The 24,146-nt window shown below is 47.9% G+C and carries 18 protein-coding genes; 14 read left to right on the top strand and 4 right to left on the bottom strand.

What is annotated here, in order from left to right; genetic code table 11:
- Positions 1–2: 2 nt before the first annotated feature.
- The 10 genes from tssH (at position 3) to L4D19_RS01660 (ending at position 14,265) form a co-directional block, all read left to right on the top strand.
- Positions 3–2,615, top strand: a complete 2,613-nt coding sequence (gene tssH, locus L4D19_RS01705) for a type VI secretion system ATPase TssH (RefSeq protein WP_428450888.1) — start codon at positions 3–5, stop codon at positions 2,613–2,615.
- A gap of 91 nt (positions 2,616–2,706) precedes the next feature.
- A complete protein-coding gene (locus tag L4D19_RS01700; protein WP_428450887.1) occupies positions 2,707–3,861 on the top strand; it encodes a D-alanine--D-alanine ligase family protein in 1,155 nt (384 codons plus the stop codon).
- Between the two features lie 76 nt (positions 3,862–3,937).
- Positions 3,938–4,618: a substrate-binding periplasmic protein gene (locus tag L4D19_RS01695; protein WP_428450886.1), complete on the top strand. Its 681-nt coding sequence runs from the start codon at positions 3,938–3,940 to the stop codon at positions 4,616–4,618.
- Position 4,619: 1 nt separating this feature from the next.
- Positions 4,620–5,642 (top strand): type VI secretion system-associated FHA domain protein, encoded by a 1,023-nt coding sequence (locus L4D19_RS01690; protein ID WP_428450885.1) that lies wholly within the window; start codon positions 4,620–4,622, stop codon positions 5,640–5,642.
- A 1-nt stretch (position 5,643) separates the two neighbouring features.
- A complete protein-coding gene (tssJ, locus tag L4D19_RS01685) occupies positions 5,644–6,117 on the top strand; it encodes a type VI secretion system lipoprotein TssJ (RefSeq protein ID WP_428450884.1) in 474 nt (157 codons plus the stop codon).
- 6 nt (positions 6,118–6,123) lie between these two features.
- Positions 6,124–7,446 carry a type VI secretion system baseplate subunit TssK gene (gene tssK, locus L4D19_RS01680; RefSeq protein ID WP_428450883.1) on the top strand — a complete coding sequence of 441 codons (1,323 nt, stop codon included), beginning with the start codon at positions 6,124–6,126 and terminating at the stop codon, positions 7,444–7,446.
- 11 nt (positions 7,447–7,457) lie between these two features.
- Entirely contained in the window at positions 7,458–8,600 is a 1,143-nt protein-coding gene (gene icmH, locus L4D19_RS01675; RefSeq protein ID WP_428450882.1) for a type IVB secretion system protein IcmH/DotU, read from the top strand.
- A gap of 5 nt (positions 8,601–8,605) precedes the next feature.
- Positions 8,606–12,061, top strand: coding sequence for a type VI secretion system membrane subunit TssM (gene tssM / locus L4D19_RS01670; protein WP_428450881.1), 3,456 nt, complete (start codon positions 8,606–8,608; stop codon positions 12,059–12,061).
- Positions 12,062–12,225: 164 nt separating this feature from the next.
- Positions 12,226–13,485 carry a hypothetical protein gene (locus L4D19_RS01665; protein WP_428450880.1) on the top strand — a complete coding sequence of 420 codons (1,260 nt, stop codon included), beginning with the start codon at positions 12,226–12,228 and terminating at the stop codon, positions 13,483–13,485.
- Positions 13,486–13,620: 135 nt separating this feature from the next.
- The gene (locus tag L4D19_RS01660; protein WP_428450879.1) at positions 13,621–14,265 is read left to right on the top strand and encodes a protein kinase domain-containing protein; all 645 of its coding nucleotides are present in this window, start codon (positions 13,621–13,623) and stop codon (positions 14,263–14,265) included.
- 96 nt (positions 14,266–14,361) lie between these two features.
- Here the strand turns inward: L4D19_RS01660 and L4D19_RS01655 are convergent, their stop codons facing one another.
- Positions 14,362–16,215, bottom strand: a complete 1,854-nt coding sequence (locus L4D19_RS01655; protein WP_428450878.1) for an ABC transporter ATP-binding protein — start codon at positions 16,213–16,215, stop codon at positions 14,362–14,364.
- Positions 16,216–16,491: 276 nt separating this feature from the next.
- Here L4D19_RS01655 and L4D19_RS01650 point away from each other — a divergent pair, with 276 nt between their 5' ends.
- The 3 genes from L4D19_RS01650 to L4D19_RS01640 all read left to right on the top strand — a co-directional run bounded on the left by L4D19_RS01650 (position 16,492) and on the right by L4D19_RS01640 (position 18,579).
- Positions 16,492–16,947 carry a GNAT family N-acetyltransferase gene (locus tag L4D19_RS01650; RefSeq protein ID WP_428450877.1) on the top strand — a complete coding sequence of 152 codons (456 nt, stop codon included), beginning with the start codon at positions 16,492–16,494 and terminating at the stop codon, positions 16,945–16,947.
- 85 nt (positions 16,948–17,032) lie between these two features.
- Positions 17,033–17,896, top strand: coding sequence for an SMP-30/gluconolactonase/LRE family protein (locus tag L4D19_RS01645; protein ID WP_428450876.1), 864 nt, complete (start codon positions 17,033–17,035; stop codon positions 17,894–17,896).
- A gap of 53 nt (positions 17,897–17,949) precedes the next feature.
- Positions 17,950–18,579, top strand: coding sequence for a LysE family translocator (locus L4D19_RS01640; RefSeq protein WP_428450875.1), 630 nt, complete (start codon positions 17,950–17,952; stop codon positions 18,577–18,579).
- 120 nt (positions 18,580–18,699) lie between these two features.
- On the opposite strand, the gene L4D19_RS01635 is transcribed toward L4D19_RS01640, so the two are convergent.
- Both L4D19_RS01635 and L4D19_RS01630 read right to left on the bottom strand, forming a co-directional pair.
- Positions 18,700–20,385 (bottom strand): NAD-dependent malic enzyme, encoded by a 1,686-nt coding sequence (locus L4D19_RS01635; protein ID WP_428450874.1) that lies wholly within the window; start codon positions 20,383–20,385, stop codon positions 18,700–18,702.
- Positions 20,386–20,463: 78 nt separating this feature from the next.
- Entirely contained in the window at positions 20,464–21,651 is a 1,188-nt protein-coding gene (locus L4D19_RS01630) for a dicarboxylate/amino acid:cation symporter (RefSeq protein WP_428450873.1), read from the bottom strand.
- 377 nt (positions 21,652–22,028) lie between these two features.
- Here L4D19_RS01630 and L4D19_RS01625 point away from each other — a divergent pair, with 377 nt between their 5' ends.
- Entirely contained in the window at positions 22,029–22,946 is a 918-nt protein-coding gene (locus L4D19_RS01625) for a LysR substrate-binding domain-containing protein (protein WP_428450872.1), read from the top strand.
- A gap of 137 nt (positions 22,947–23,083) precedes the next feature.
- On the opposite strand, the gene ansB is transcribed toward L4D19_RS01625, so the two are convergent.
- Positions 23,084–24,145, bottom strand: coding sequence for an L-asparaginase 2 (gene ansB / locus L4D19_RS01620; protein WP_428450871.1), 1,062 nt, complete (start codon positions 24,143–24,145; stop codon positions 23,084–23,086).
- Between the last annotated feature and the right edge of the window lies 1 nt (position 24,146).

The raw sequence follows: 24,146 nt of genomic DNA, 5'->3' as shown, positions 1-24,146 counted from the left end.
GCATGATCAATGTTGAATTACAGAGCTTGGTAAAACGTCTCGCCTTACCATTAAAAAGTTCACTTGAAGCTGCAGCGGGCGATTGCATGGCCCGTACTCATTTTAGTATTGAACAAGAACATTGGTTTAATCAGCTACTGAATGAGCCCAAAAGTGGCTGGATTGAGTTATTGCAGCAAGGGAATATTGGTCGCGATCAGGTGGTGGATCTGCTATCCCGTCATTTGAACAGTTTGTCACGGGGAAATGATAGCTCTCCGGCGTTGTCTCCGACCTTGGTGGAACTGATTAAAGATGCCTGGTTGCTGGCTTCTGTTAATCATCGCCACGGTGAAGTTAATGGCTACCACATTCTGCTGGTGATGAAACAGCGGATGGAGCAAGGTGGATATAATGGTGAATTAAGTAACTGGTTGAACACTCTGTCATCGGAGTCACTGAAAGCGAGCGCTGCCAAGCAACAGCCGACTCAACGACCTGATTCCACTACCGGTTCTGCAGATGCTCCTGCGGGGGGAGAGGCAGGTACTGTAGCACTGGACAAATATACCCATAACTTGACTGCTGCTGCGAGGAACGGTGAACTGGACCCTATTTCGGGCCGAAATACCGAGATCCGAAAATCTATCGATATTCTTTGTCGTCGTCGGCAAAATAGCCCGATCCTGGTCGGGGATCCCGGCGTTGGCAAGACCGCAATTGTTGAAGGCCTCGCACAGCAGATTGTCGATGGAAATGTGCCACCGTCGCTGGCGAATGTTGAATTGCGTACTCTGGACCTGGCCTTGCTCCAGGCCGGCGCAAGTATTAAGGGTGAGTTTGAGAATCGCCTCAAAGATGTACTGGCTGAGGTTAGGCAATCACCTCATCCCATTATTGTGTTTATCGATGAAGCGCATACTCTGATCGGGGCTGGTGGTGCCGCAGGTCAGAATGATGCCGCCAACTTATTGAAGCCGGCCTTGGCCCGCGGTGAGTTTCGCACCATTGCGGCAACGACATGGGCGGAATACAAGCAGTATTTTGAAACAGATGCCGCCCTTACGCGCCGTTTCCAGCTGGTAGCGGTTGGTGAGCCGAATGAAGAAGATGCAATCCAGATGCTGCGCGGCGTGACACGAGGCTTGGAAAAGCACCATAGAGTCAAGGTGCTGGAAGAAGCCATTGAATCAGCTGTGAAACTGTCGGTTCGCTTCCTGCCTGAGCGCCAACTGCCCGACAAGGCAATCAGTTTGCTGGACACCGCATGCTCAAGGATCGGACTAAGCCAGAGTGCACTGCCGCAACAGCTAGATGGGCTGGGTGAGCAAATTCGTTACGCCAAGAATGAAATCATGGCGGTTGAGCGTGAGCACGCCATGTTGGCCAATGGTGCGGATAAGCTAGTGGTTGTGAAAGAGAAGCTGGCGAAACTGGAAGATGAGCATAGCCAACTGGCAGAACGCTGGGAGGCAGAGAAAACCCTAGTCACTGAAATCACTGAACTACAGAATCAAATTGATGAGGCATTTCTGGCTGGCAATGCGCTTGCAGAAAGTGGCGAGCAGCAGCGGCTTGCGCAGAAATTGGCTGAGTTGCATGAGGTCCAGGGTGAGTCACCATTGGTCATGCCTCAAGTGGACACCCAGACGATAGCTCAGGTTATCTCTTTATGGACCGGTATCCCTGTCGGAAATATGGTCAAGGATGAGGTCGAGCGCCTACTGCATCTGGAAGAGCGCATCGGTGAGCGGGTTATTGGCCAGACTGCACCCATAAAAGAGATCGCTCAGGCTATCCGTATGTCCCGAGCCGGACTGACTGATCCTCGCAAGCCAATTGGGGTGTTCCTGATGTGTGGACCGAGCGGGGTTGGTAAAACAGAAACGGCCCTGGCGCTGACCGACTTGTTATATGGTGGCGAGAAAAATATCACCACGATTAACATGACGGAATTTAAGGAAGAGCACAAGATATCAATGCTTCTGGGGTCCCCAGCCGGCTATGTCGGCTATGGCAAGGGTGGGGTATTGACAGAAGCGGTGCGGAAAAATCCGTATTCAGTCTTGCTGCTTGATGAAATGGAAAAGGCCCACCCAGGGGTGCATGATCTGTTCTATCAGATCTTCGACAAAGGCTCGATTTCTGACAGTGAAGGTCGGAATATCGACTTCAGAAACACCATCATCATCATGACCTCGAATGCAGCAGACAGTGCTGTGGTAGATGCCTGCGTGCAGGAAAGACCGGCAGTTCCGGAACTGACCAAAACGATTTTCCCTGCCTTGCAGCAGTACTTCAAGCCAGCCTTTATCGGCCGTTCGACGGTTATACCTTATTTCCCGCTGAACGATGATGAAATGGCTCAAATTGCCCGCTTGTCATTGCGCCGTATCGAGAAGCGAGTCAAGGAGCACTATGGTGCAACGTTTAGTTACAGTGATGCGTTAATCGAGCACCTGATTGCTCAGAACACTTCACCGGAAACTGGTGCAAGGGCTATTGAGCAGATCATTAATCGAACTTTGATGCCGGAACTGGCCACTCAGTGCATTGTTCGCCTGAGCCAAGGACAGATAGTGAGTCAGATTGATGTCTGCGTTGTAGATGGCGGGATTGCAACCGAGATCAAATAAAGTACCAACGTTAGTATGGGCGGTATTTTAAAGATGGTTTGGTATCGGTTAGTGCATAAAAACTAGAGATTAATCAGGGTTAGGGCAGATAGTGAAGAATAGTCCATTTAATACGAAACAACTTCAATGGATTCGAAGTTCACTAAAAATCGCGGTTGTGCACGGAGGCGAAAAGGCACAACCGGATAATTATATCTATGAGAACCTAAGCCCGCGTTCGACCAAAACGTATCAGCCAGTTGCTTGCGATATGGCTGATGCGTTGCGAGAGTCCGGTTTTCGGCACATAGCGGTGCTGGCAGAGAACTTGGCACTCCCTCAGACATTGAAAGACTTAGGGATTGATCTTGTTATTACTAACAGCGGTGGCTTACAAGGTTTTGATCCCATGTGTCATTTACCGTCAATGTTGGAAATGCTGGGGGTGCCGTATGTTGGGCATTCACCGATGACGGCCGGGATACTGGACAACAAGCATTTGTTCAAACATGAAATCCAAGCTGCCGGGATCCCGACTGCACCATTTATCACTATTGGTCACGGTGAAAGTGTCAATGACGATGCCAAGCGGCTCATGCTGGACTTAATCGAGCAGGAATTCGGACAAGGTTTTATAGTCAAGCCGGTTTCCGGGCGGGCGTCGATTCATGTGCATCCTGTTTTTAAGCGGGAGAAACTGTCAGAGACGGTGAAACGAGTGCAGGAGGCAACTTGTAATACCGTGCTGATTGAGCCGTTCCTCTCGGGCCGGGAGTTTGTTGTTGCCGTTGCCGGGCCAATCGTTTTCAAGGACGGTGCGTTAGTGGAGCATGATAATCCATTCTCATTTTCTGTCACAGAGCGTGTACTCGCTGAAGACGAGATGATTTTTACCTCCATGGATCTCCAACCCATCACAGCAGAGAGGTTGTTGAAAGTTGAGGAACACGAACTTCGTCGAGAGCTGACTAGAATCGGCTCTAAAATTTTCAGCCAACTAGGATTGCATACGTTGGTTCGTGTTGACTTGAGAATGGACTCAAAAGGTCGGTTGTTTGTCCTTGAGGCGAACCCTAAACCGGATCTCAAACGACCAGAAGGCAGAAATTTAAGCATCGTTTGCCACGATTTAGCGGGGGAGGGGATGAGTTACCCGGATTTGATTCAGTCACTGGTATTTAACCGGTTGGCTTATCTCATAAAGCACCGTTACAGCACTCTGGCGCACTGTTTTACTGAAGAGTTCTTCAGTCTGGCCACAACTTAGAAGGCAAATTGATGCAGGAGCAACAATAAGTTTAATGATGTTTTTTTATCCACGAAGGTTTCAGTTTGCTTTGATAATGTTTTGGGCATCTTGCGTTAGCTTTGATGTCCATAGTGAAGTGCGCCCGGAGCGATTATTACTTGTTACCCAGGATTGGCGCCCTTATCAGTACCAGAAGACTGGTCAGATGAAAGGACCGGGTATTGAAAAGCTCAAATGTATTATGAAAGTGATGCAGCAACCGTATCAGATCACTATGACCGACTGGGATCGGGCGCAGATATTGGTCGAAGTGGGAGAGCATCATGGTTTTTTCTTGGCATCACAAAATGAAATTCGTGACAACTATGCTGACTTTTCAACGCCTGTGCTCAACCAGGTATGGAGCTGGTTCAGCTTGTCCGATTCGATTGATACTGAAAGTGTGATGTTCAAGAAAGAGGCTGTAGTTACGGCTATTTTTGGTTCGAACAAGTGGTTCTGGCTGCACAAGTCGGGCTATCGGGTTGAGAAAAAACCGCGTCACCCGACCACGCTGATAGAGCTACTGCTGACTGGAGAAGTTGCGGCGGTGCTTGCCAATGAATTCGTGATGAAAGAGGCGATTGAAAGCATGGGGATCAGCCATCGGGCGATTACTCGTAATGCTGTTAAGGAAAAGCCTCTAGGGGTATATTTTTCAAAGAAATTTACCAAGCAGTACCCGCTGTTTATCGGTGAGTTTAATCAAGCAGTTGGTCTGTGTAAGGAGAGGTAATATGCCATTATCACTAAGAATTATAAGCTCTCCTGATGGTGAGCCTATTTCGGAATGGACCAAGAACTTTCCGGAAGAGGGAGGAAGTATTGGGCGTTCCTTCGGTACCACGATGCAACTATCGGATGCCTCGAGAACGCTCTCGGGTACGCATGCGATTATTAACCGCGGTAGCCGCGGTTACCAGATCATGGATGTCAGCACGAATGGGTTGTATATCAACGGTAATAACCAGCCGCTGGGAAGGGATAACAGCTCCAGCCTTAGTGATGGCGATGTGCTGGATCTTGGTCAGTACCGGATAATGGTATCTTGTTTTGTGCCCGAGCGTGCGGAGAGCAAACCTTCCATTGCTGCAGAAACATCATCATTGGGGGATTGGGCGGATGATCCTTTTGGCAGTGAGTGTCCGGTAAAGGAACAGCCTGTGCAGGCTGAAACGCTTCGACAGGAACAAGAGCTGTCATTTACCGCATTTGCCGATTCGGCGTTTCCGGACAATGCGACAAATGTTGAATTGGATCCCTTCGCTGATATGGAGCCGGAAGTGCTGCCGACAGTTGAGTACAAGCATATTGACCAGTTCAAAGATGACAGTTTTGATGATGACCCCTTTTCTGACGAACAATCGGAGTTGCTTGCTTCTGTTCCGTTTGTAACGGGTATTCGACCAACCCAGGGAAATCCTTTGACTCAGGGTTCTACAAAGCATGAACCCGCAGCCTTGCCGTCGGTCGGCATGGATCCCCAGCAATTCCTGATGATGCAGGCAAGGCAGCAGGAAATGATGATCCAGGCTGCTGAAATGGCGCTTGGCAGGCTAATGGATGAAATGGCTCCGACCAACCTTGAAGAGATGTTCAAAGATCTGGTTCGTCCCGGTTTTTTCAGTTCCAAGCCGGATTATTGGGAAATGTATAAGCGCTACTTCCTGCGTCAGCAGGATAATCAGGAATGGCAGTTAAAGTTCAAAGCGTATTTCAGCGAGAGTTTACGTATTAAACAATCCCTCGGAGAACAGTGATATGGCGAAAAAGATCTTAATGGCTCTTAGCGTGTTCCTGCTCAGCGGATGTAGTTATTTAGCGTTTTGGAAGGACGCTACGCCATTACAGGTGATAGTTAATATTGAAGCGGCCAATAATATCAACCCCAATATCGATGGCTTGGCATCTCCGCTGGAAGTTCGTATTTACCAACTTCAGGATAGCGAAGCTTTTAATCAAGCCAGCTTCATTGATCTGTATAACGATGATCAGGGGGTGCTTAAAGCAGGGTTGCTTTCTAAGCGCAACCTAGACAGCTTGCTTCCCAATGAACAACGCCAGGTGGTCATTCCATTAATTCCCGAGACGGAATATATCGCGATAGTGGCAGCCTTTGCCGACTTTCGTGAAGCAAAGAATAAAGCAATTCTCCAGATCCAGCCCGGAGTGCCTGTTGCGATTGACGCCAAGGTCGATGGCATCAATGTAAGTATTACCGGTAAAGAGGACTAACCAAAAATGGATAAGAAAAAAGTTGTTTGGTCTGAAGGTATGTTTCTTAGTCCGCAGCATTTCCAGCAGCAAGAGCGCTACCTTGAAGGCTTTGTCAAAGACTATCGTGATTTGATGATCCCAAACCGTTTTGGTCTGGTGCAACTCGAACTCGACAATGCATTAAATAGTATCGGAAAAGTTGGAATCAAGAGGGCGAAAGGATTATTTCCTGATGGTACGCCTTTTAATGTACAAAATGGTTTAGCACTGGAAGTACCACCCGGGACGAACGACAAGCTGGTTTATCTGGCACTACCTATTTACCGCTCTGGCGTGGTGGACATTGGCAGCCAGCAAGACAAACATCGTCGTTACCATCGCCATGACCACAATGTGTTCGATACCAGCAGAGAGCAAAGTGAAGCTCTCCAGCTTGAGCTGGCTTGTCTTAATATAGAGCTAAAACTGGAAGGGGATGATCTGCAGGATTATACGGTTATCCCTATTGCCCATGTAACCGAGCATAAGTCGGACGGTGAGGTTGTCCTGAATAAGGCTTTCATTCCGGTGTGTCTGCATTTTACGGTATCCGATTACCTGCAGGATAATGTCAATGATATTTATGCCCAGATGCAGTATCGGGCACGAAGTATATCTCAGCGCCTACAGGTTGAATCTGGCAGTAAAAGCCACCAAGCCCTGATTCGTGATTATTTGTGGATGCAGGCGCTGGGACGTTGGTTGCCAACGGTCAAGTCCTGGCTCGATACCGGTACGGTAGCTCCGCAGGATATTTACCATGAATGCCAGAAGATTGTTGGTGAGATGCAGGGGCTGGAAGGGAAGATGCCTCAGGAGTACGCTAGCTGGGAGCATGGTCGTCTTTACGCGTTGTTTGCTGGCTTATTTTCAGATATCAGAATTTTGCTTCGTGAAGTGCAGCTCGATAGTTTAACTACCCTTGTGTGGGATTCGAGTTTGTTCGAAAAACGTCGCCTGTTGCGTACTCTGGTCCAAGATCGTGCCCTGTTTAATGGTGGGCGTTTTGTGTTGGTTGTGTCATCAGAGCTGGGCTCGGTTAAGCTCAGTGATCAGTTTCCACAGGCAAGCAAGCTGGCAGGCAATAGTTCAATTGCTGATCTTGTCCGAAACGCGCTTTCTGGTGTTCCCCTTCGGGCTCTTCCGGTTCCACCGTCTGAGCTAAAAGCGCGCAGTGATGCTGCCTATTTCGAAATTGATACTCAGTCACCGCTATGGCGAGACCTTATTCAGAAAGACGAACCGATCGCATTGCACATTGATAGTCGCATCGGTGATGTCGATATTGAATTTATTGTGATTCGCTAGGGACCAAATGCATGACTTCATTATTTAATGAGCAAGAGACGATAGCGATTCGTCGCTCTGATCCCGTACGCCAGGCCAGGCCGGAAGAGAAAGCCCCGCCACTTGACTTAAGTGGTACCGAAAAACTGATTGAACAGTTGGCAATTTACCGCAACCCGCTGCTAAATACCGCAAGTGAGTTGCTTTCATTATTGGTGAGTTTGCCGCGTCAGGGATCACCGCTCGATATTGATGGGTTTCGCCAACAGTTGCTAGATGCTATTGCCGATTATAAACGGCGAGGGCTGTTTCTGGACTACCATCCGAGTGTTATCGAAAAGAGCTGTTTTGTGCTGTGCGCTGCGTTTGACGAAACGATCCTTTATACCAGTTGGGGTGAAAAGTCGCGTTGGGAGAACCATTCTCTGCTGAGCAAGGTATTTAACCAGCGTGATGGCGGTGAGGTTTTTTTCAACCTGCTTGAACAGGCACGTCGTCAACCAGCAAAGCTGGTGGATTTTCTCGAGTTGCAATACGTGCTGATCATGCTTGGTTTTCTTGGAAAATATCGTCACTCCGAACGCCAGAAAATTAATGAGCTTAAGTCTGAACTGTATACGATTATTCGCTATTACCGTGAAGAGTCAGCATTGCTTGTTCCTAACACGCCAACGTTGCCGGAAGTGAAAAAGCCATGGTGTTTTCTCAGCTCGGCCAAGTTGTTGCTCATAACCCTATTGGTATTCTTAGGCTCGTACTCTTTTTCAGAGTATTGGTACCACAATCGAAGTGAAGCAACCTTATTGGCATTTAGCTCGCTGAAGATGGAAGGGTTTGACCATGGCTCTTCAAGCAAGGATTTGGTTTATGTCAGTACTGATGAAGATTTGGGGCTGGTTAAAGCTGACAAAGAACAACAGCCTCAGTCTGAGAGCACAACGCCTCCAAAGGCTGGATGGGAGGTTTTACTTGCTAGATTTGCCGAACGTGCCGATGGCGAGCGGCTAGAAAAAGATCTCAAAGCAGCGGGTTATCCTGTTGTACTTCATGAGGTTACCGATGGTACTGAGCTTATTGTGCCGGATCAGGCGGATATGACAAAAGCTAACCTTCTGAAAAATGAACTAAATGTTCGCTTTGGCCTTAATGCAACTGTTCGTCGAAATAGGCTGTAATAACAATGATGAAACTAAACAAGCCATTATTTTTGTTGTCGATAGTTCTGTTTGCTTGCTTTGGAGCGGCATGGCTATGGATTCCCGTTGAGCCGGAATCGGATCCTGTGTACAAGTCTGCTATTTTGCTGGGAATATTGGTTGCGGCGTTACTGGCATTGATCTTTTGTTATCGACCGGTGCGCTCAAAAGAGAAAGATAAACAGCACGAGCAATCAATTTTGTTTAAACAGGATGTCAGAACGATCCGTCAGCTTTTCAAGGCGGCTGTTCAGCAATTACATGGTATCCGAGGCAATAAGCTGAAAAGTATATATGACTTGCCTTGGTATGTTCTCCTGGGAGGAGAAAATGATGCCAAGAGCAGCCTATTGCAGCAAAACAACCTAGAGCCTGTATTGCACCGTTCTATCGGTGAGAGCGATACCGATCAGTATATCCGGTTTTGGAGCAATGATAATGCCGTTGTCATTGAGGTCGGCCATCGTCTGTTTGACAGCGAAGGGATTGATGAAAGCCTGTGGCGTGAGTTGGCCAAACAGCTGTTGAAGTACCGTCCAAGACAGGCTTTGAATGGAGTGATCAGTGCCATTGCCTGTGATCAGTTCTTGCAATGCGATAAGAAAGCGCGTCTGGTTCTGAGTACTAACCATCAGGAGGCAATTCTTCAGCTTGGCGAACAAACTGGGTTGGTACTGCCTGTTTATCCGGTATTTACCAAAGCAGATACGATCTCTGATTTTGTTAATTTCTTTGCCAGCTATTCCGGTCGTGATGTTGAAAACCCATTCGGTGTAACTTTCCCCATTGGTGAGAAGCATCATTTTGATCCGCGCAAGCTTGATCTGTCGTGCCAGGAAATTCTGAAGAATTTGGTGCAGCAGCAATTTCAGCTGTTGCGTGAAGCGCGCAAAGAAGAAACGGACTCAGTCATTGCATTACCCTATCAGCTGTCAGTATTTTTTGAACGGGCAAGCGAACTGCTTACAAACATTGGGCGAGAGAACCGGGTTCGTCAGGCTGTCTGGTTACGGGGGATATATCTGGTAACGACTGGGCAAAAAGGTACTAGTTATGATCTACTGACCCAACTGGTGGCCGAAAAGGCTGCTTTTAATGCGGATATTACCCAACCCCAGCCGCAGGGCCGCAAAAACCTGTTCTCAAGCAGGATCTTTAGCCATGTCATTTTGCCCGAAGCTGATATCGTCGGCGTTAATACTCAGCGCCATTATGGCTATCTGGCTGCACGCTGTGCCCTTGTCTGTGGTTTGGTAGGAGTGATTGCTGTTTTTGGCTTGCAGCTTCGGGATAACTGGAACGATGATGAAGCATTCAGGAGTAAAGCTGTAACTGAGCTGAGTCTGTACCGTAGCGATGTCAACAGACTACAGGAAGGGCACAATGGCCTTGCAGAGTTGATCCCTGTACTCAATGAATTGCGAGTTGTCGACCAGCAAGGTTCGAAGCCGCTTCACTGGTATCAAAAAGTCAGTATTAAGCAAGAAGATACAGCGGAGCAGATCCGTCATGTTTACCAGCAGCAGTTGCAGTTGTTCTTGCTGCCTGAAATTGCCGACCTCCTGAGCAGCGAGCTGTATGTCTACGTGAGCTTGGGTAACCCTAGTAAGGTGTTTGAACTGCTGCGCTATTATCAAATGCTGTTTGATGCCAAGCGGCTCGATCAGGACGAAATGATTGGCTATTTGGTTGATACTCTTGACGAACAGGGTGAGATCTCCGCTGATAGTATTAATCAGCTTAGTTTGTTGATGACAGATCTTTTTGGTAGTGACTATAGTCATGCTCTTGAGCCTAACGAAGAATTAATTTCGATAGCGGTTCAAAACCTCGAGGGGTTGTCACCCGAGCGCTTGATCTATGCCCGAATCAAGACGTTGCCAGAGTATCGTAACCGGGTGGATGTACGTCGACAGTTGGGTGACAAATTTTCGTCGATGTTCCGCTTCAAATCAGGTTTTCATGGTTACCTGTTACCAGAGCTTTATACCCGCCAGGGCTTTTCAAAAATAGATTTATCAGTTAAGTCCCGACTGCTGAAAAAACAGCTTGAAGAGTTCAAGTCAATCCAAGGCGATATGTCCGGCGCATCAGTTGCTGAACTTACCAAGCTAAGCAAGAAAGTGCAGCGACTTTACTACTCCGATTATATTTACCAGTGGAAAGAGCTGATAAAGAACATTGAGGTTAAAGACTTTGGCAATATGACGGATCTGGCCTATGCAGTAAAAACCGCTCGGGATCCGGCCAATAGCCCGCTGATTGATGTGCTGGATGCGGTGGTGAATAACACTACTCTGGCATCAGAAAATGATGCCGACACCAAGGGGAATACCAAGGCAGCACGACAACTGGGATTGAAGACAACGGCGAAAGTTCTGAAAAAGGTCGACAAGGTAAACCGTATAGCAGGTGACAAGCTGGTCCGTTTACAACCATCTTATGTGGTCAATGAGGCTTTCAATAGTTATTCAATTTTTATGGCAACCCAAGGCAAGAGTGCTCCGGTTGATGAGCTGATAACCGAACTCGATAACCTTAATACTTATCTTGATACGGCACTGACCAGCAGTGATCCAGGCAAAGCCTTGTATGGATATGCGAAAGCACATGCGGCAGGCAGTCAGGATCCTTTGGTGACACTTCGTCGCCAATCTAGCAGCACTCCACACCAGGTTTCATCCTGGGTAACTGATCTGGGTAAGCAAACCTGGAAACGCGTAGTCAATGGTGGTGTTAGTTATCTAAATAGCCAGTGGGAAGAACAAGTGTATGGCTTTTATCGTCAGGCGATAGAAGGGCGTTTCCCATTTGCCTTACAAGGTCGAGGTGAGGTAGCAATCAGTGATTTTGCAACCATGTTTAAGCCTCAAGGACGGATTGATAACTTTATTACCACAGAGCTTCAGCCTTTTGCGTATTGGGATAATGGCAGTCTTAAGCTAGCTGATGTCGATGGGGAAAAATTACCGCTGAGCGCATCAACATTGACCCAAATTAAGCGCGCGAAACAGATCCGGCAGATGTTCTTTGGACCGGCAGGTCAGGAGTTGGCTTTACAACTGCAGTTGAAAGCCAGCTCGATGAGTACGACGGCAACCAAATTTGATCTTCGTGAGACGGAAAGTGTGTTCTCTTACCGTCACGGTCCGAGGTTATGGCATGACGTAGTGTGGCCATCAAGTGGAAAAGATGGTTATGTCTCGGCCAATTTCTACAACGGCGAGAACCGCATTGCCAGCCAGTCCTATTCTGGCCAGTGGGCGTTATTTAGGATGTTATTTGATGGTCGTTCAAGCGCAACGACTGATCGGACCGTACGTAACCTGCTCTATAAGATCGGTGATGAAGAAGTGGTCTTGAAGTACTCGCTGAAAGACAGCAATTTGCCTTTGAGTAAAGGGCTGTTAACCAGCTTCAACCTGCCATCGGTACTTTAAGTCGGCAGGCCAGTATCTATGTGTTTAGTTCAGGCGCTGAGATAAACATATTGAAATCATAGACGGCAATTTTGTCGTCTATTGACAGGCATTGAACAATGTTTTTTCAGTGCTGTTATTCAGTTTTAGATAGTTCAACTTAGTCGGTATAAGAGGTGATAATAATGACTAATGTTACCGGTAGTACAACGTCAGGCAGCGTAACAAACTTTGCTGAAGTTACGAAAGCTTGGGACCTGTCTCAAATGAGCTTGCAGGGAAGGGCGCAGTATGAAGCTCGTGTCGGGATTATTAATTATCTAGCCACGCTAGAGATTCAAAAGACGCCTTCTTTGTCGAGTAGTGTTTTTGATAATTTCGTCAATGATTCAACCATTACCAATGATATCACTGGTTTGGCCAAAAAAGGGTGTTCAGCAATATTGAGCCAATCTGGCCCCGGACGAGCAGTCATCGGTGCCGTTGAGACGGTTGGTAGAAAATGGGAAGAAGTAAAAAGGAAAATAATCAATAAGCTGGAGTCGTTTTTTAGCCGACTTATTAATAACCTAAAAAAGAAATATGCCGAAGTAACTTGGGTTATCTCTTACTTGAGTGAGCTTTCTGGCTGGTTGGTTGGAACATTGGTGCATGATATTACCTCTGCCATTCCTGGTTGGGGATATGTGCAGGATGTTGCTGATCTTTACAAAGGCGTTAAGAAGGCGGTTACCAATGCTTCTCGCTACTTCGATCTAAAGAGTGCCGGTAAAGGGGTTATGCTGCTTGACGGGCACCCGGATGATATCGCTTATTGGCTGAAGAACCATATTGGTTGTGATGCAATGATGGGGGTGAAAGATGTGCTGGTTACCTCCGGTAAATTTGCTGTGAAAATGGCTGGTGATGCGGTGAGTGGTCTGGGAACCCTTATAGGTTTACTGGTTGGTGCATTGCAGCGTATTGGAACTCTTGTTGACTATATCGTTCAGCGGGTGAGTGTTGATAAGACACTGAAAAAAGCTAAGGAAGAAAGGGATCGGGTACTAAACAAAAATGGCATAGTTAATGACTGTGCGGCATTTAACAAGTGGTTTAGCCGAACGTTGAAGGTGACGCCAATCTTTGCCTCGTTAGTATTGCATTCTGGCGTAGCCGCACACCCATATAACTTTTTAGAGCTCATCAACTTCAGTGGACAAGAGATTTCGTCTCAGCGATATGCGCGAGGAGCGAAATATATCCAGAAACTGAAAGAGGCTGCCGGACAGCATATCCGCGAGTACTCAGAAGGCTATGGGTTGAGCATCACCAGTAGCTCTAAGTGGCAGAATGAGTTGCTTAAGCAACAGATGGCAGGGGGGCCGGTGATTAAATCTGATATTAAACTACCGGATCCTAATCAGTGGCGTAAGAATGCTATTCGTCGGAAAGCAACTGTTTAATTAACGGTATCTTTGTCTAACGGTATCTTTGTCGCCTTGCGTCGTGTATAGATTGCCGTGTCGGCTGGGAATATCCAGTTGGCACGGCAAGATTTTTTGCCCATTCTCTGCTCCCCGTTATGATGATGACTGCTAATGGCTGATACTCCTAGCTTATGTCTTGGCAACGTTTTATTGGAACGCTATATTCTGGTTGAAGTGCTGAATGAACGTGTGTTTGTCGCGAATGACGATCGTTCTGGGCGCAAGGTAATAGTCAAATGTGCAGAAAAAGCGCAGATAGAGCGGGAGTCACTTTGTATGAACCATTGTCGCTCTCCATATACTGCCCGACCTATCGAAACCCTGCCTAATATACTGATTTTGCCCTATGTTAGCGGAAAGAGTGTATTAACGTTTAGCTCTGACCAGATTCACTTGTTCATGTCTCTAATCCCTAAGATTGTACGTGCAATTGAGTACGTTCATCAGTCTGGTTGGGTACATGGCGATATTAAACCTTCCAATGTTCTCTATCTCTCGCACCTCGATTCAATCAACCTAATAGACTATGGGGCTGCGTGGCCTATTGGTACGCCTCTGAGTCGGCTTAGTGAGTGGCAGCTAACACCGGGCTTTTCCCGGAGTTCGAAAGAAATGGGGATCGGGAGTGTCGAGTCGGCAGATGACTGGTATGCATTGGCAAAATGGTTGAAGCAAATTGATGCCAGCTCGCTGTCTGTTAGAAACCGGCTTCAACTGGCACGATGGCAAGATTGGTTGAAAGAGAATTATGTGTAGCACTCATGACTATAAACCATATAACTTAATCAAATAAAATGGCGATGGATATTCATATTCCATCGCCATTTATTATCTAAGATGTGTTTACTTTAGTTAGGTACCTGTCTGAACTGGCCTGATATCATCGCCAATAAACCCGCCGGTCTGGTGATCCCAAAGCTGGGCGTAGATACCGCCACTCTCGATCAGTTCCTGGTGCGTACCTTGCTCTACCACCTGTCCCTCATCAAGCACAATCAAACGGTCCATGGCAGCAATCGTGGACAACCGGTGAGCTATGGCGATCACGGTCTTTCCTTCCATCAACTGGTACAGGCTTTCCTGAATGGCTGCCTCAACCTCGGAATCGAGTGCCGATGTGGCCTCGTCGAGGATCAATATTGGGGCGTCTTTTAGCAGCACCCGGGAAATCGCCACGCGCTGGCGCTGACCGCCGGAGAGCTTCACCCCGCGCTCACCCACCTGGGCATCGTAACCCGTGTTACCGTGCGGATCGGTCAGCGTGGTGATAAATTCGTGTGCATGTGCTTTGCGTGTTGCTGCCAGCAGATCTTCTTCTGTGGCATCCGGGTTACTGTATAGAATATTGTCACGGATCGAGCGGTGTAACAGCGAGGTATCCTGAGTCACCATGCCGATTTGAGCGCGCAGTGAGTCCTGGGTGACGTCAGAGATGTTCTGACCATCGATACGGATTGCGCCGGATTCGATATCATAAAAGCGCATCAGCAAGTTCACCATGGTCGACTTACCGGCGCCCGAGCGGCCAACCAGTCCAACTTTCTCGCCGGGTTTAATGTTCAGGTTTAGTTTTTCGATAACCCCTTTTTCTTCACCGTAATGGAAGCTGACATCGTCAAACTGGATACCACCCTGATTGACGTCCAGTTTAGGCGCGTTGGGTTTGTCTTCGATAGTAACCGGCTGGGCCAGGGTTTTCATTCCGTCGACCACGGTTCCGATGTTCTCGAACAGACCGCCGACTTCCCACATGATCCACTTGGACATGCCGTTAATACGCAATGCCAAACTGACTGCAATGGCGATTGCCCCGATGGTGATAGCGGAATCCATCCATAGCCAAATTGACAGACCGGCAATGGCGAAAACAAGGAGATAGTTAATGGCCTCGACCGAGATATTGAATCCCGTCACCAGGCGCATCTGGCGATAGACTGTATCCATAAAACCGCTCATTCCCTGTTCGGCATACTCGGTTTCACGATTGGTATGGGAGAACAGCTTGACGGTTGAGATGTTGGTATAGCTGTCTACGATACGGCCTGTCATCATTGAGCGCGCATCGGCCTGTTCGGTAGCAACATGTTTGAGCTTCGGCACATAGCGCAACTGAATACCGATATAAGCGGCCAGCCAGAGCAGCATTGGCAGCATCAGCCGGAAATCCGACTGGCCTATCATCACCACCATGGAGGTGAAGTACACCGAAATATAAACCAGCACATCTAACAGCTTCATGACCGTTTCCCGCACAGACAATGCCGTCTGCATGACCTTGGTTGCGATGCGACCGGCAAATTCATCCTGGTAGAACGAGATGCTCTGCCGCAGCAGATAGCGGTGGGCCATCCAGCGGATGGACATCGGATAGTTGCCGAGTAATGTCTGGTGGACGATCAGTGAGTGCAGGGTAACAAGCAGGGGCACAACAATCAGGACCAATAGTCCCATTCCCATCAGCTTGCCCCCTTCTTCTGCCCAGAATGTATCCGGATTGTGAGTCGCCAGCCAGTCAACCAACTGGCCCATGAACCCGAAAAGAGACACTTCAACTATCGCAATAAGGGCGCTCAGAATGGACATGGCGATAAGTGGGAGTTCAAATCCACGAGTATAGTAGCGGCAGAAAGCGAATAAACCAGTTGGTGGCTGTTCGGGTTCGTGCGGCGGAAATGCTGATGACAGCTTTTCAAAACGTTTGTACATAGAATGATGTTTCCAGTCGAGCTTTATAGTAGCGGCTAAAGCCGGTCAGTCGGGTGTTGCTGCTTGGGGAGGCGACGATATGGATAATCGCCGCTTCAAAGGGTTACGGTGATTAAATCGGATACAGGGTTACTTTATCAGAACTTGCCGTACAATAAACGTCCATTGTAGAAGTGAATTATACATTTTGATCATATTGCGATTAAGCCCTGATTCTACCAAAAGCTTGCCTGATCCTGTTTTCGTAAAATGAAGAAACGTTGGAGAACACCCGTTGTGAAGATTGAACTTATTACTGCAGAGCAGACATTGCCTGTCCGCCACCGGGTACTCTGGCCCGACAAACCGGTGGACTTTTGCCGAGTGCCGGAAGATGACGCGGGATTGCATTACGGGGCTTTTTGCGATGAAAAGCTGGTATGTGTCGCCTCGGTGTTTATTGATGGCCAGAGCGCCAGGCTGAGGAAGTTTGCAACTCTGCATGATTACCAGGGAAAGGGGGTAGGAACGCTGGTTATCGAGCGGATTTTGACAGATCTACAAACCCAAAATATGACTCGTTTCTGGTGTGATGCACGAGAGTCGGCCTGCGGATTTTATCATCGTTTTGCGATGGAACCGTTCGGTGAGCGATTTTATAAGGGCGATGTGCCTTACTTTAAAATGGCGGTCGATCTGGCATCTGGTGACATTGTTCCAGAACAGCGCCAAGATAAGGAACCAACTGCATAACTTTAGCGTTACACTGCCCCTATAGTGACCGTTTCTTTTCGAGTTAGGGTTGTTCACTGAAAACTTGACAGGCAAAGGATTTGATATGAAAGAAGCCCGGCAATTGGCATTGGATTTTAAGCCTCTGGTTGAACATGATTTTACGCTTGCAGAATGTCCCCGCTGGGATTGGCGTCAACAATCCTGGTTCTGGGTTGATATTGCCAATGGTGAGTTGTGGCGTTATCGCGATAACCAACTGGCCGTAAGGCGCTGGGATGATCCGCTTGGTTGCGTTGCAATGTGGCAGGAAGACGGCTACGTGCTTGCAACGAAAACGGGCATTTATCTGTTAGCTGACTGGAACGCCGACAGACAGCTGATTGCCCCATTGGTCAAAACGCATCCCCGAATGCGTTTTAATGATGGCAGGGCTGCACCCGGAGGACGCTTTATCGCCGGTACCCGCAACGGGGCGAAAGTCGGCGATAAAGGACAGTTTTACCAGCTGAGTGGCGAAGATCAGTTGGCTGCCATGCCGATGTATGCCTGGACTTGTAATGGTTTGGCCTTTTCTCCTTGTGGCAAGATTCTCTATTGGGCGGATACCGGATCCAGTGTGATCTACCGGGCTGACTATGATCCTGCCACCGGCGCTTATGGTGAGAGTGAGGTATTTGCTGATCTGTCAGCTTTTGAAGGCAGGCCGGATGGTGCATGCGTGGATAGCCTCGGTGGATACTGGGTTGCAATGTATGCTGGCAAGTCTGTGTTGCGGATCAATACCGAAGGCCAGGTCACGCATGTGGTTCCCGTTCCGGCTGATAACCCGACGATGGTTGCGCTCGGCGGCGAGCTGGAAAATCAGCTGGTGGTGACCAGTGCTGCCAGCGATTCTGCTGCCGGTGTGGTGTTGACAGCCAGTGTCGAGTGGCAGGGAATAGAAGAACCGCTGGTGACCGTTATTTAGTTGTTTTTACTGAAAGCATTTATCGATTTTAAGCTAAGAAAGGACTTTTCAGCATGGCGAACTACTTGGACGTTGCAACGAATATCATTGTGATTTGGGTGCTGGCAGCAATAACTCCTGGTGCCAATGTGTTGCTGACGATGAACACGGCATTGCGATTTCAGCGTCGGTTAGCTATCTGGTCGGCATTTGGTGTGAGTGTCGCTGTGATGCTGTGGGCAGCGCTGGGGGCGTCCGGGTTATTAATTGTGCTCAAGACATTTCCCTGGTTGTTTACCGTCATGAAGATAACGGGCGGTATGTATCTGCTCTATCTCGGGGTCACACGAATCATTGCGACCAGAAGACAGAAAGGGCAAGGGATGGAGGTAAGCCAGACACTCACGCCGTTAAAGCCAGTGCAGTTATTTCGGCTATCGTTTGTGACCAGTATGATAAATCCCAAGACCGGGCTGTTCGTGATCAGTTTGTTCTCTGTGGCAATGCCTGCAACGATGACAACAGAATTGACCTTAATGAGTATGGTGCTAATGGGCGGGATCACGCTTGTCTGGCACCTGTTTCTGGCGACTGTTTTTTCCAGACCGTCTGCCCAGCAGTTCTACCAGCGGGCTTCAAATATGATTGATTATCTGACCGGGGGGCTGTTTACTCTCTTCGGGATAAAAGTGATGGCGAGCTAATGTTAAAGGCCATGGTTACCATCTGAAGAAACAAACATCCAGCCCTCATCATTGAGGGTTGGCTGTTTTAGATAGGTCTTGAAAGGGATTGCGCTGTTAGCTTAGATGCTAGTGGTTGCTTTAGAGTGCAGTGCGTTTGTACTTGAGGTATTCCGGCTCCCAGAAGGTTGCATCGATTTTTTCAAGCAATTGCTCGTCACTGCGTTTCGGCGCCTTGTTTTGCTCTACCGCTTTTTTCGCTACCGCCAGGGCAATATGGCGAGATACCTGCTGGATAGCCTCCAGTGGTGGCAGAAGAGCCCCTTGGCCGTTTTGAGCCAACGGTGAACATTCTGCCAGTGCCCGGCTGCTTTCCATCAGCATTTCATCCGTTACACGGCTTGCCCCGCTGGCCAGAACGCCAAGGCCTATACCCGGGAAGATATAGCTGTTGTTGCACTGGGCAATAGGGTAGCTCTTACCGTCAAAGAGTACCGGATCGAACGGGCTGCCGGTTGCAATTAGCGCATCACCTTCCGTCCAACGGATAATGTCTGACGGTGTGGCTTCAACACGACTGGTCGGGTTAGAAAGGGGCAGCACAATAGGACGTTTGCAATGGGCATGCATCTCTGTGATCACTTCTTGGCTGAATAACCCAGGCACGCCTGATACACCGATCAGCACAGTCGGCTTGGCATTGCTGATCACGTCCATCAGCGAAATGCTATCGGTGTTATTCCACTTATCAACCGTTGCACTCTTCTGCGCCAGTTTTTGTTGGAAGTTAAGTAGGTTTTGCATGTTGTCGGTGAGTAGTCCCCAGCGGTCAACCATGAAGATACGTTCACGGGCTTTATCATCGCTCAGGCCTTCGGAAACCATCTGCGCCACAATGGCTTCGGCAATGCCACATCCGGCAGAACCGGCTCCGACAAAGGTGACACGCTGTTCAGAAAGCTTGGAATTTGCGGCTTTACAGGCCGCAAGCAGGCTACCGACGGTAACCGCAGCCGTTCCCTGGATATCATCGTTAAAACAGCAGACTTTGTCTTTATAACGGTTAAGTAAAGGCATGGCGTTTTTCTGGGCGAAATCCTCAAACTGGATCAGGGCATTTGGCCAGCGGCTTCTTACTGCCTGGATCACCTCTTCGATAAAATCGTCATATTCCTGTCCGGTGATACGCGGATGGCGCCAGCCCATGTACATAGGATCGGACAGACGCTGAGTGTTGTTGGTACCGACATCCAGAACAATCGGTAGTGTATTGGCCGGGTTGATCCCGCCACAGGCGGTATAGAGCGCCAGTTTGCCGATTGGAATACCCATACCGCCGATCCCCTGATCGCCAAGCCCGAGGATCCGCTCGCCGTCGGTGATCACGATAATTTTCACATCCTGACGTGCGGCGTTATTGAGAATATCCACCATACTGCCGCGATCGGGATAGGCGAGGAACAGTCCACGGCCGCGGCGGTAAATGTTCGAGAACTTCTCGCAGGCAGCACCGACAGTTGGGGTATAGATGATCGGCATCATCTCTTCGATGTGGTTGACGATCAATCGGTAGTAAAGGGTTTCGTTGGTATCCTGGATATTGCGCAGGTAGATATGCTTATCCAGATCGTTTTTGAAAGTCTGGTATTGGCTGTATGCCCGTTCTTCCTGCTCGGTAATGGATTCAATGGTTGCCGGTAGCAGACCGGTCAGGCTGAAGTTCTGCCTTTCCTCTGGTGAAAAGGCACTGCCCTTGTTGAGTAGCGCATTTTCAAGCAACGCCGGTCCGGCATAAGGGAGGTATAAGGTTTTATTGTTTTCGTACATGTTGCAATGAATCCTATTCTGTTAATCAAGGGCTGTTTAAAACAGCCCTTGTAGTGATAACCAGCAGTGGAAGGAGAGTTAGGCGGTTTCTTCGACGGGAATTAAGCCTTCTTCAGTTTCTTCTGGGGCGTCTGACACCTTGTCAATCAGCAGGGCAATGACCCCGTCGCCAGTGACATTACAGGCGGTGCCGAAGCTGTCCTGGGCCAAATGGAGTACGATTTGCAGGGCAATCATCTCTTCGGTGAAGCCCAGCATAGAGCCGAGCAGACCCACAGAAGCCATTACAGCACCGCCCGGTGCGCCCGGTGCTGCCACCATAGTGATACCCAGCATGGCTATAAACGGCAGGGCTTCAAGCAAGCTTGGAACCGGGCCTGCGCCGGTCATGATAATGACGGCAACCGCAACACTGGCGATACTGATCACCGAGCCTGACATGTGAATGTTGGCACACAGAGGAACAACGAAGTTAGCAATAGAGTTCGAGACGCCATTACGCTTGGTTTGTTGCAAGGTAACCGGCACCGTTGCTGCCGAAGACATGGTACCGACAGCCGTAAAGTACGCAGGCATCATGGTGCGCAGGATGGTCAGCGGTGACTTTTTCAGGGCCACGCCAGCGGTGACAAACTGGAAACTTAGCCAGAACCAGTGCATGGCGACAACAGCAATCAGTACCAGGCTGAAGGTTTGCAGGGTGGCAAATACCGTCCCCTTGATAGTCATATCGGCAAAGACACCGGCAATGTAGAATGGTAGCGCAGGGATCATTACTTTATTCAGGAACATCTCGATGATGTCACGACCCTGATCGCTGACTTTCTTTAGTTGCTCGGCACCGGTATTGGAGATCCCGAGGCCAAAAATAAAGGCGATGGTGAGTGCTGTCATGATGTTCATGACCGGCGGGATCTGAAGCGCTAGAAATGGGGTGAGAACGGTGTCTGCTTCAGGCAGTTCCCCGGCGCCGCTAAGCAAGATTGGGAACAGGCTTTTCGCCACCATGTACGCAATAATACCGGCTCCCAGAGTTGACAAATAAGCCAGTCCAACAGTCTTGCTGAGCAACTTCCCCGAATTTTTCGGCAGGCTGGCAATACCACTGGTAACATAGAAGAGTATTAATAACGGAATGGTGAATTTAATTAACTGACTTACCAAATATTTGGCAGTTATCAGCCCTTGAACAATTACCTCAGGGGCAAACATCCCCATTAGTATGCCTATTAATATTCCACACAATAACTTAATGATTAAGTTCATATCATTGACCTTTGATTTATTAGGGTACGGGTTTCTTATAATAATTTGATGGTTTGTTTCTTATTGAATAAAGCGATAGATATACTTGTACCTATCTTGTTATTTATTTTGTTAACACAAAGGGTGAATAATTATTTTTGATGTTGCATCTGGATGGTATGATTATTCACCGAGCTTGTGAAATGCTGAAAAAAATGGCTTGGTTATTAAAATGCATCATGTTATTTTTGGACTTTGTGATCAACTTAATAGACAGATGTTAATTACTAATTGATGCTACTAGCACCTGCGTATGGTCTATAATAATAGCTGGTTTTTTGTACTGAGTTATTTAGGGATGATAACTGCCGTAGAACCAAAACTACTGAGAATGACGAATGAAAAACATAGAAACAAAATGGCTGCAAGACTTTCTTACTCTTGCCGAGTTAAAAAATTTTTCTCATGCAGCAACTGTTCGAAATGTTACTCAACCGGCATTTAGTCGACGAATTAAGTCTCTTGAAGCAGAGTTAGGTTTAGTATTAATTGATCGCAGTAAATCGCCTATTGAACTGACTCTGTGCGGAAAGCAGTTTAAGACAACGGCACAATCCATTTTGCATCAAATAGATGAAGAGATTAACCGGTTGGCAGGGAGCTCATTCCATGGTCGGCACACGGTCAGACTCAGTGCCGCACACTCTATTGCGATCAGTTTGTTGCCAAAACTGCACTCAAGTCTGTTCGACCCTAAATTGAATACCAGCTTATCAGTTGATGCCAATGAAGTTGATGATGCTGTCGAGTTACTGATCGATGGAAAATGCGATTTTCTATTCTCATTTTATGAAGATAGGTTACAAGTTGCACCTTACCGGTCAATCTATCTTGGCCGTAGTTATCTGTATTGTGTTTCTGCTGTGGATGAAAGCGGAGAACCGCTTTTTGATCTTGCAAATAATGATGATGTTCCTTGTTTGGACTATACACCAGAAAGTTATATGGGAAGAGCTCTACATCGTGCAAATGGCAAGTTAACACCTAATACTGTGTGTTCATCTTCGATGACAGATTTTATTAAAGCACTGGTGTTACAAGGTAAGGGAATAAGCTGGTTACCAGACTATGCGATAAAAGACGAGTTGGCATCAGGTCAATTAAAAATATTGACTGAACGCGAGCCAGTTCCGTTGGATTTGTATGTTTATCGCTATTATTCCAAGCTGCATTCATCATGTGAAGCAATGTGGAATGAGTTGAGCAAAGTGAGTCCAATGAAAGAACTAAGTGGACAGAAGTTTAATGGCACTTGAATATGCACTCATTTCGAGAATTTAATTTATATTGGTGATGAATATCGGGTTACCATTTAAGAAAGGGCTATAGGAATAGCCCTTTTTTGTTAGATACTACCTGGTTTTATCCATTCATGAATGTTTGTATCTGTTAATTAGTAATATTGGAACATTTTCTGAATGTCATTATAGTTCTGGGTCTGCGTCAGGGATAGCATCAGTAGGATTCGGGCCTTTTGCGGGTTAAGTTCTCCGGCTGCCACGAAGCCGTACTTCTCATCATCGACTTCGGCATGAAGTGTCGTTGAGCCTGTAGGGGTGCGTGAACTGCGTACGACCATGGTGCCTTCTTTGCTTGCTTTCGCCAGAGCGTCAAAGACCGAATGGTACATATTTCCGTTGCCCACGCCGGCACTGACGATCCCGTCATACTTGGCATCGACATAGGCTTTCACTGGCAGGTCTGAAGCACTGGCATAGTTATAGACGATACCAACCTTAGGTAGCTCGGTTAGCTTGGAAACATCAAACACCGTATTTGAGGTGTGCTGACGTGCAGGGCTGCGCTGATATTTCACGTCACTGTTATGGATATAACCCAACGGACCGAAGTTAGGAGACTGGAAGGTCTGAACAGATGTGGTATTGGTTTTGGTTACATCACGTGCACCGAAAACGGTATCGTTCATCGATACCAGTACGCCGCGGCCATGGGTTTCTTCGTCAGTAGCGGTGACGACGGCATTGTAAAGGTTCATTGGGCCGTCCGCGCTTTTGGCGGTCGACGGGCGCATTGAACCGACAAGTACGACAGGCTTGTCACTCTTCACCGTCAGGTTTAAGAAGTAGGCGGTTTCTTCCATGGTATCTGTGCCATGAGTAATGACGATACCATCAACATTGTCTTGTGCTAACAGTGAATTAACGCGCTTGGCAAGCTTAAGCCATACCTCATTGTTCATGTCCTGAGAGCCGATATTGACCACTTGTTCGCCGCTGATATCGGCCAAGTTTTTAATCTCAGGTACAGCCGCAACAAGCTGATCAACACCCACCTGGCCGGAGGTGTAGCTTGAGTCGGTTGCCGCCTGGCCAGCTCCGGCAATAGTACCGCCGGTCGCTAAAATTTTGATATTGGGGAGGTCGGCTGCAAAAGACAATGAACTACCACATAAGCCAGCAATGATAAGACCCAGTCGTATTGGATTCGTTTTCATA

This window comes from Photobacterium kasasachensis, from assembly GCF_050336885.1.
GTDB lineage: Bacteria > Pseudomonadota > Gammaproteobacteria > Enterobacterales > Vibrionaceae > Photobacterium > Photobacterium kasasachensis.
The sequence above is the reverse complement of the archived record's forward strand: the minus strand, read 5'-3'. Positions and strand labels throughout refer to the sequence as shown.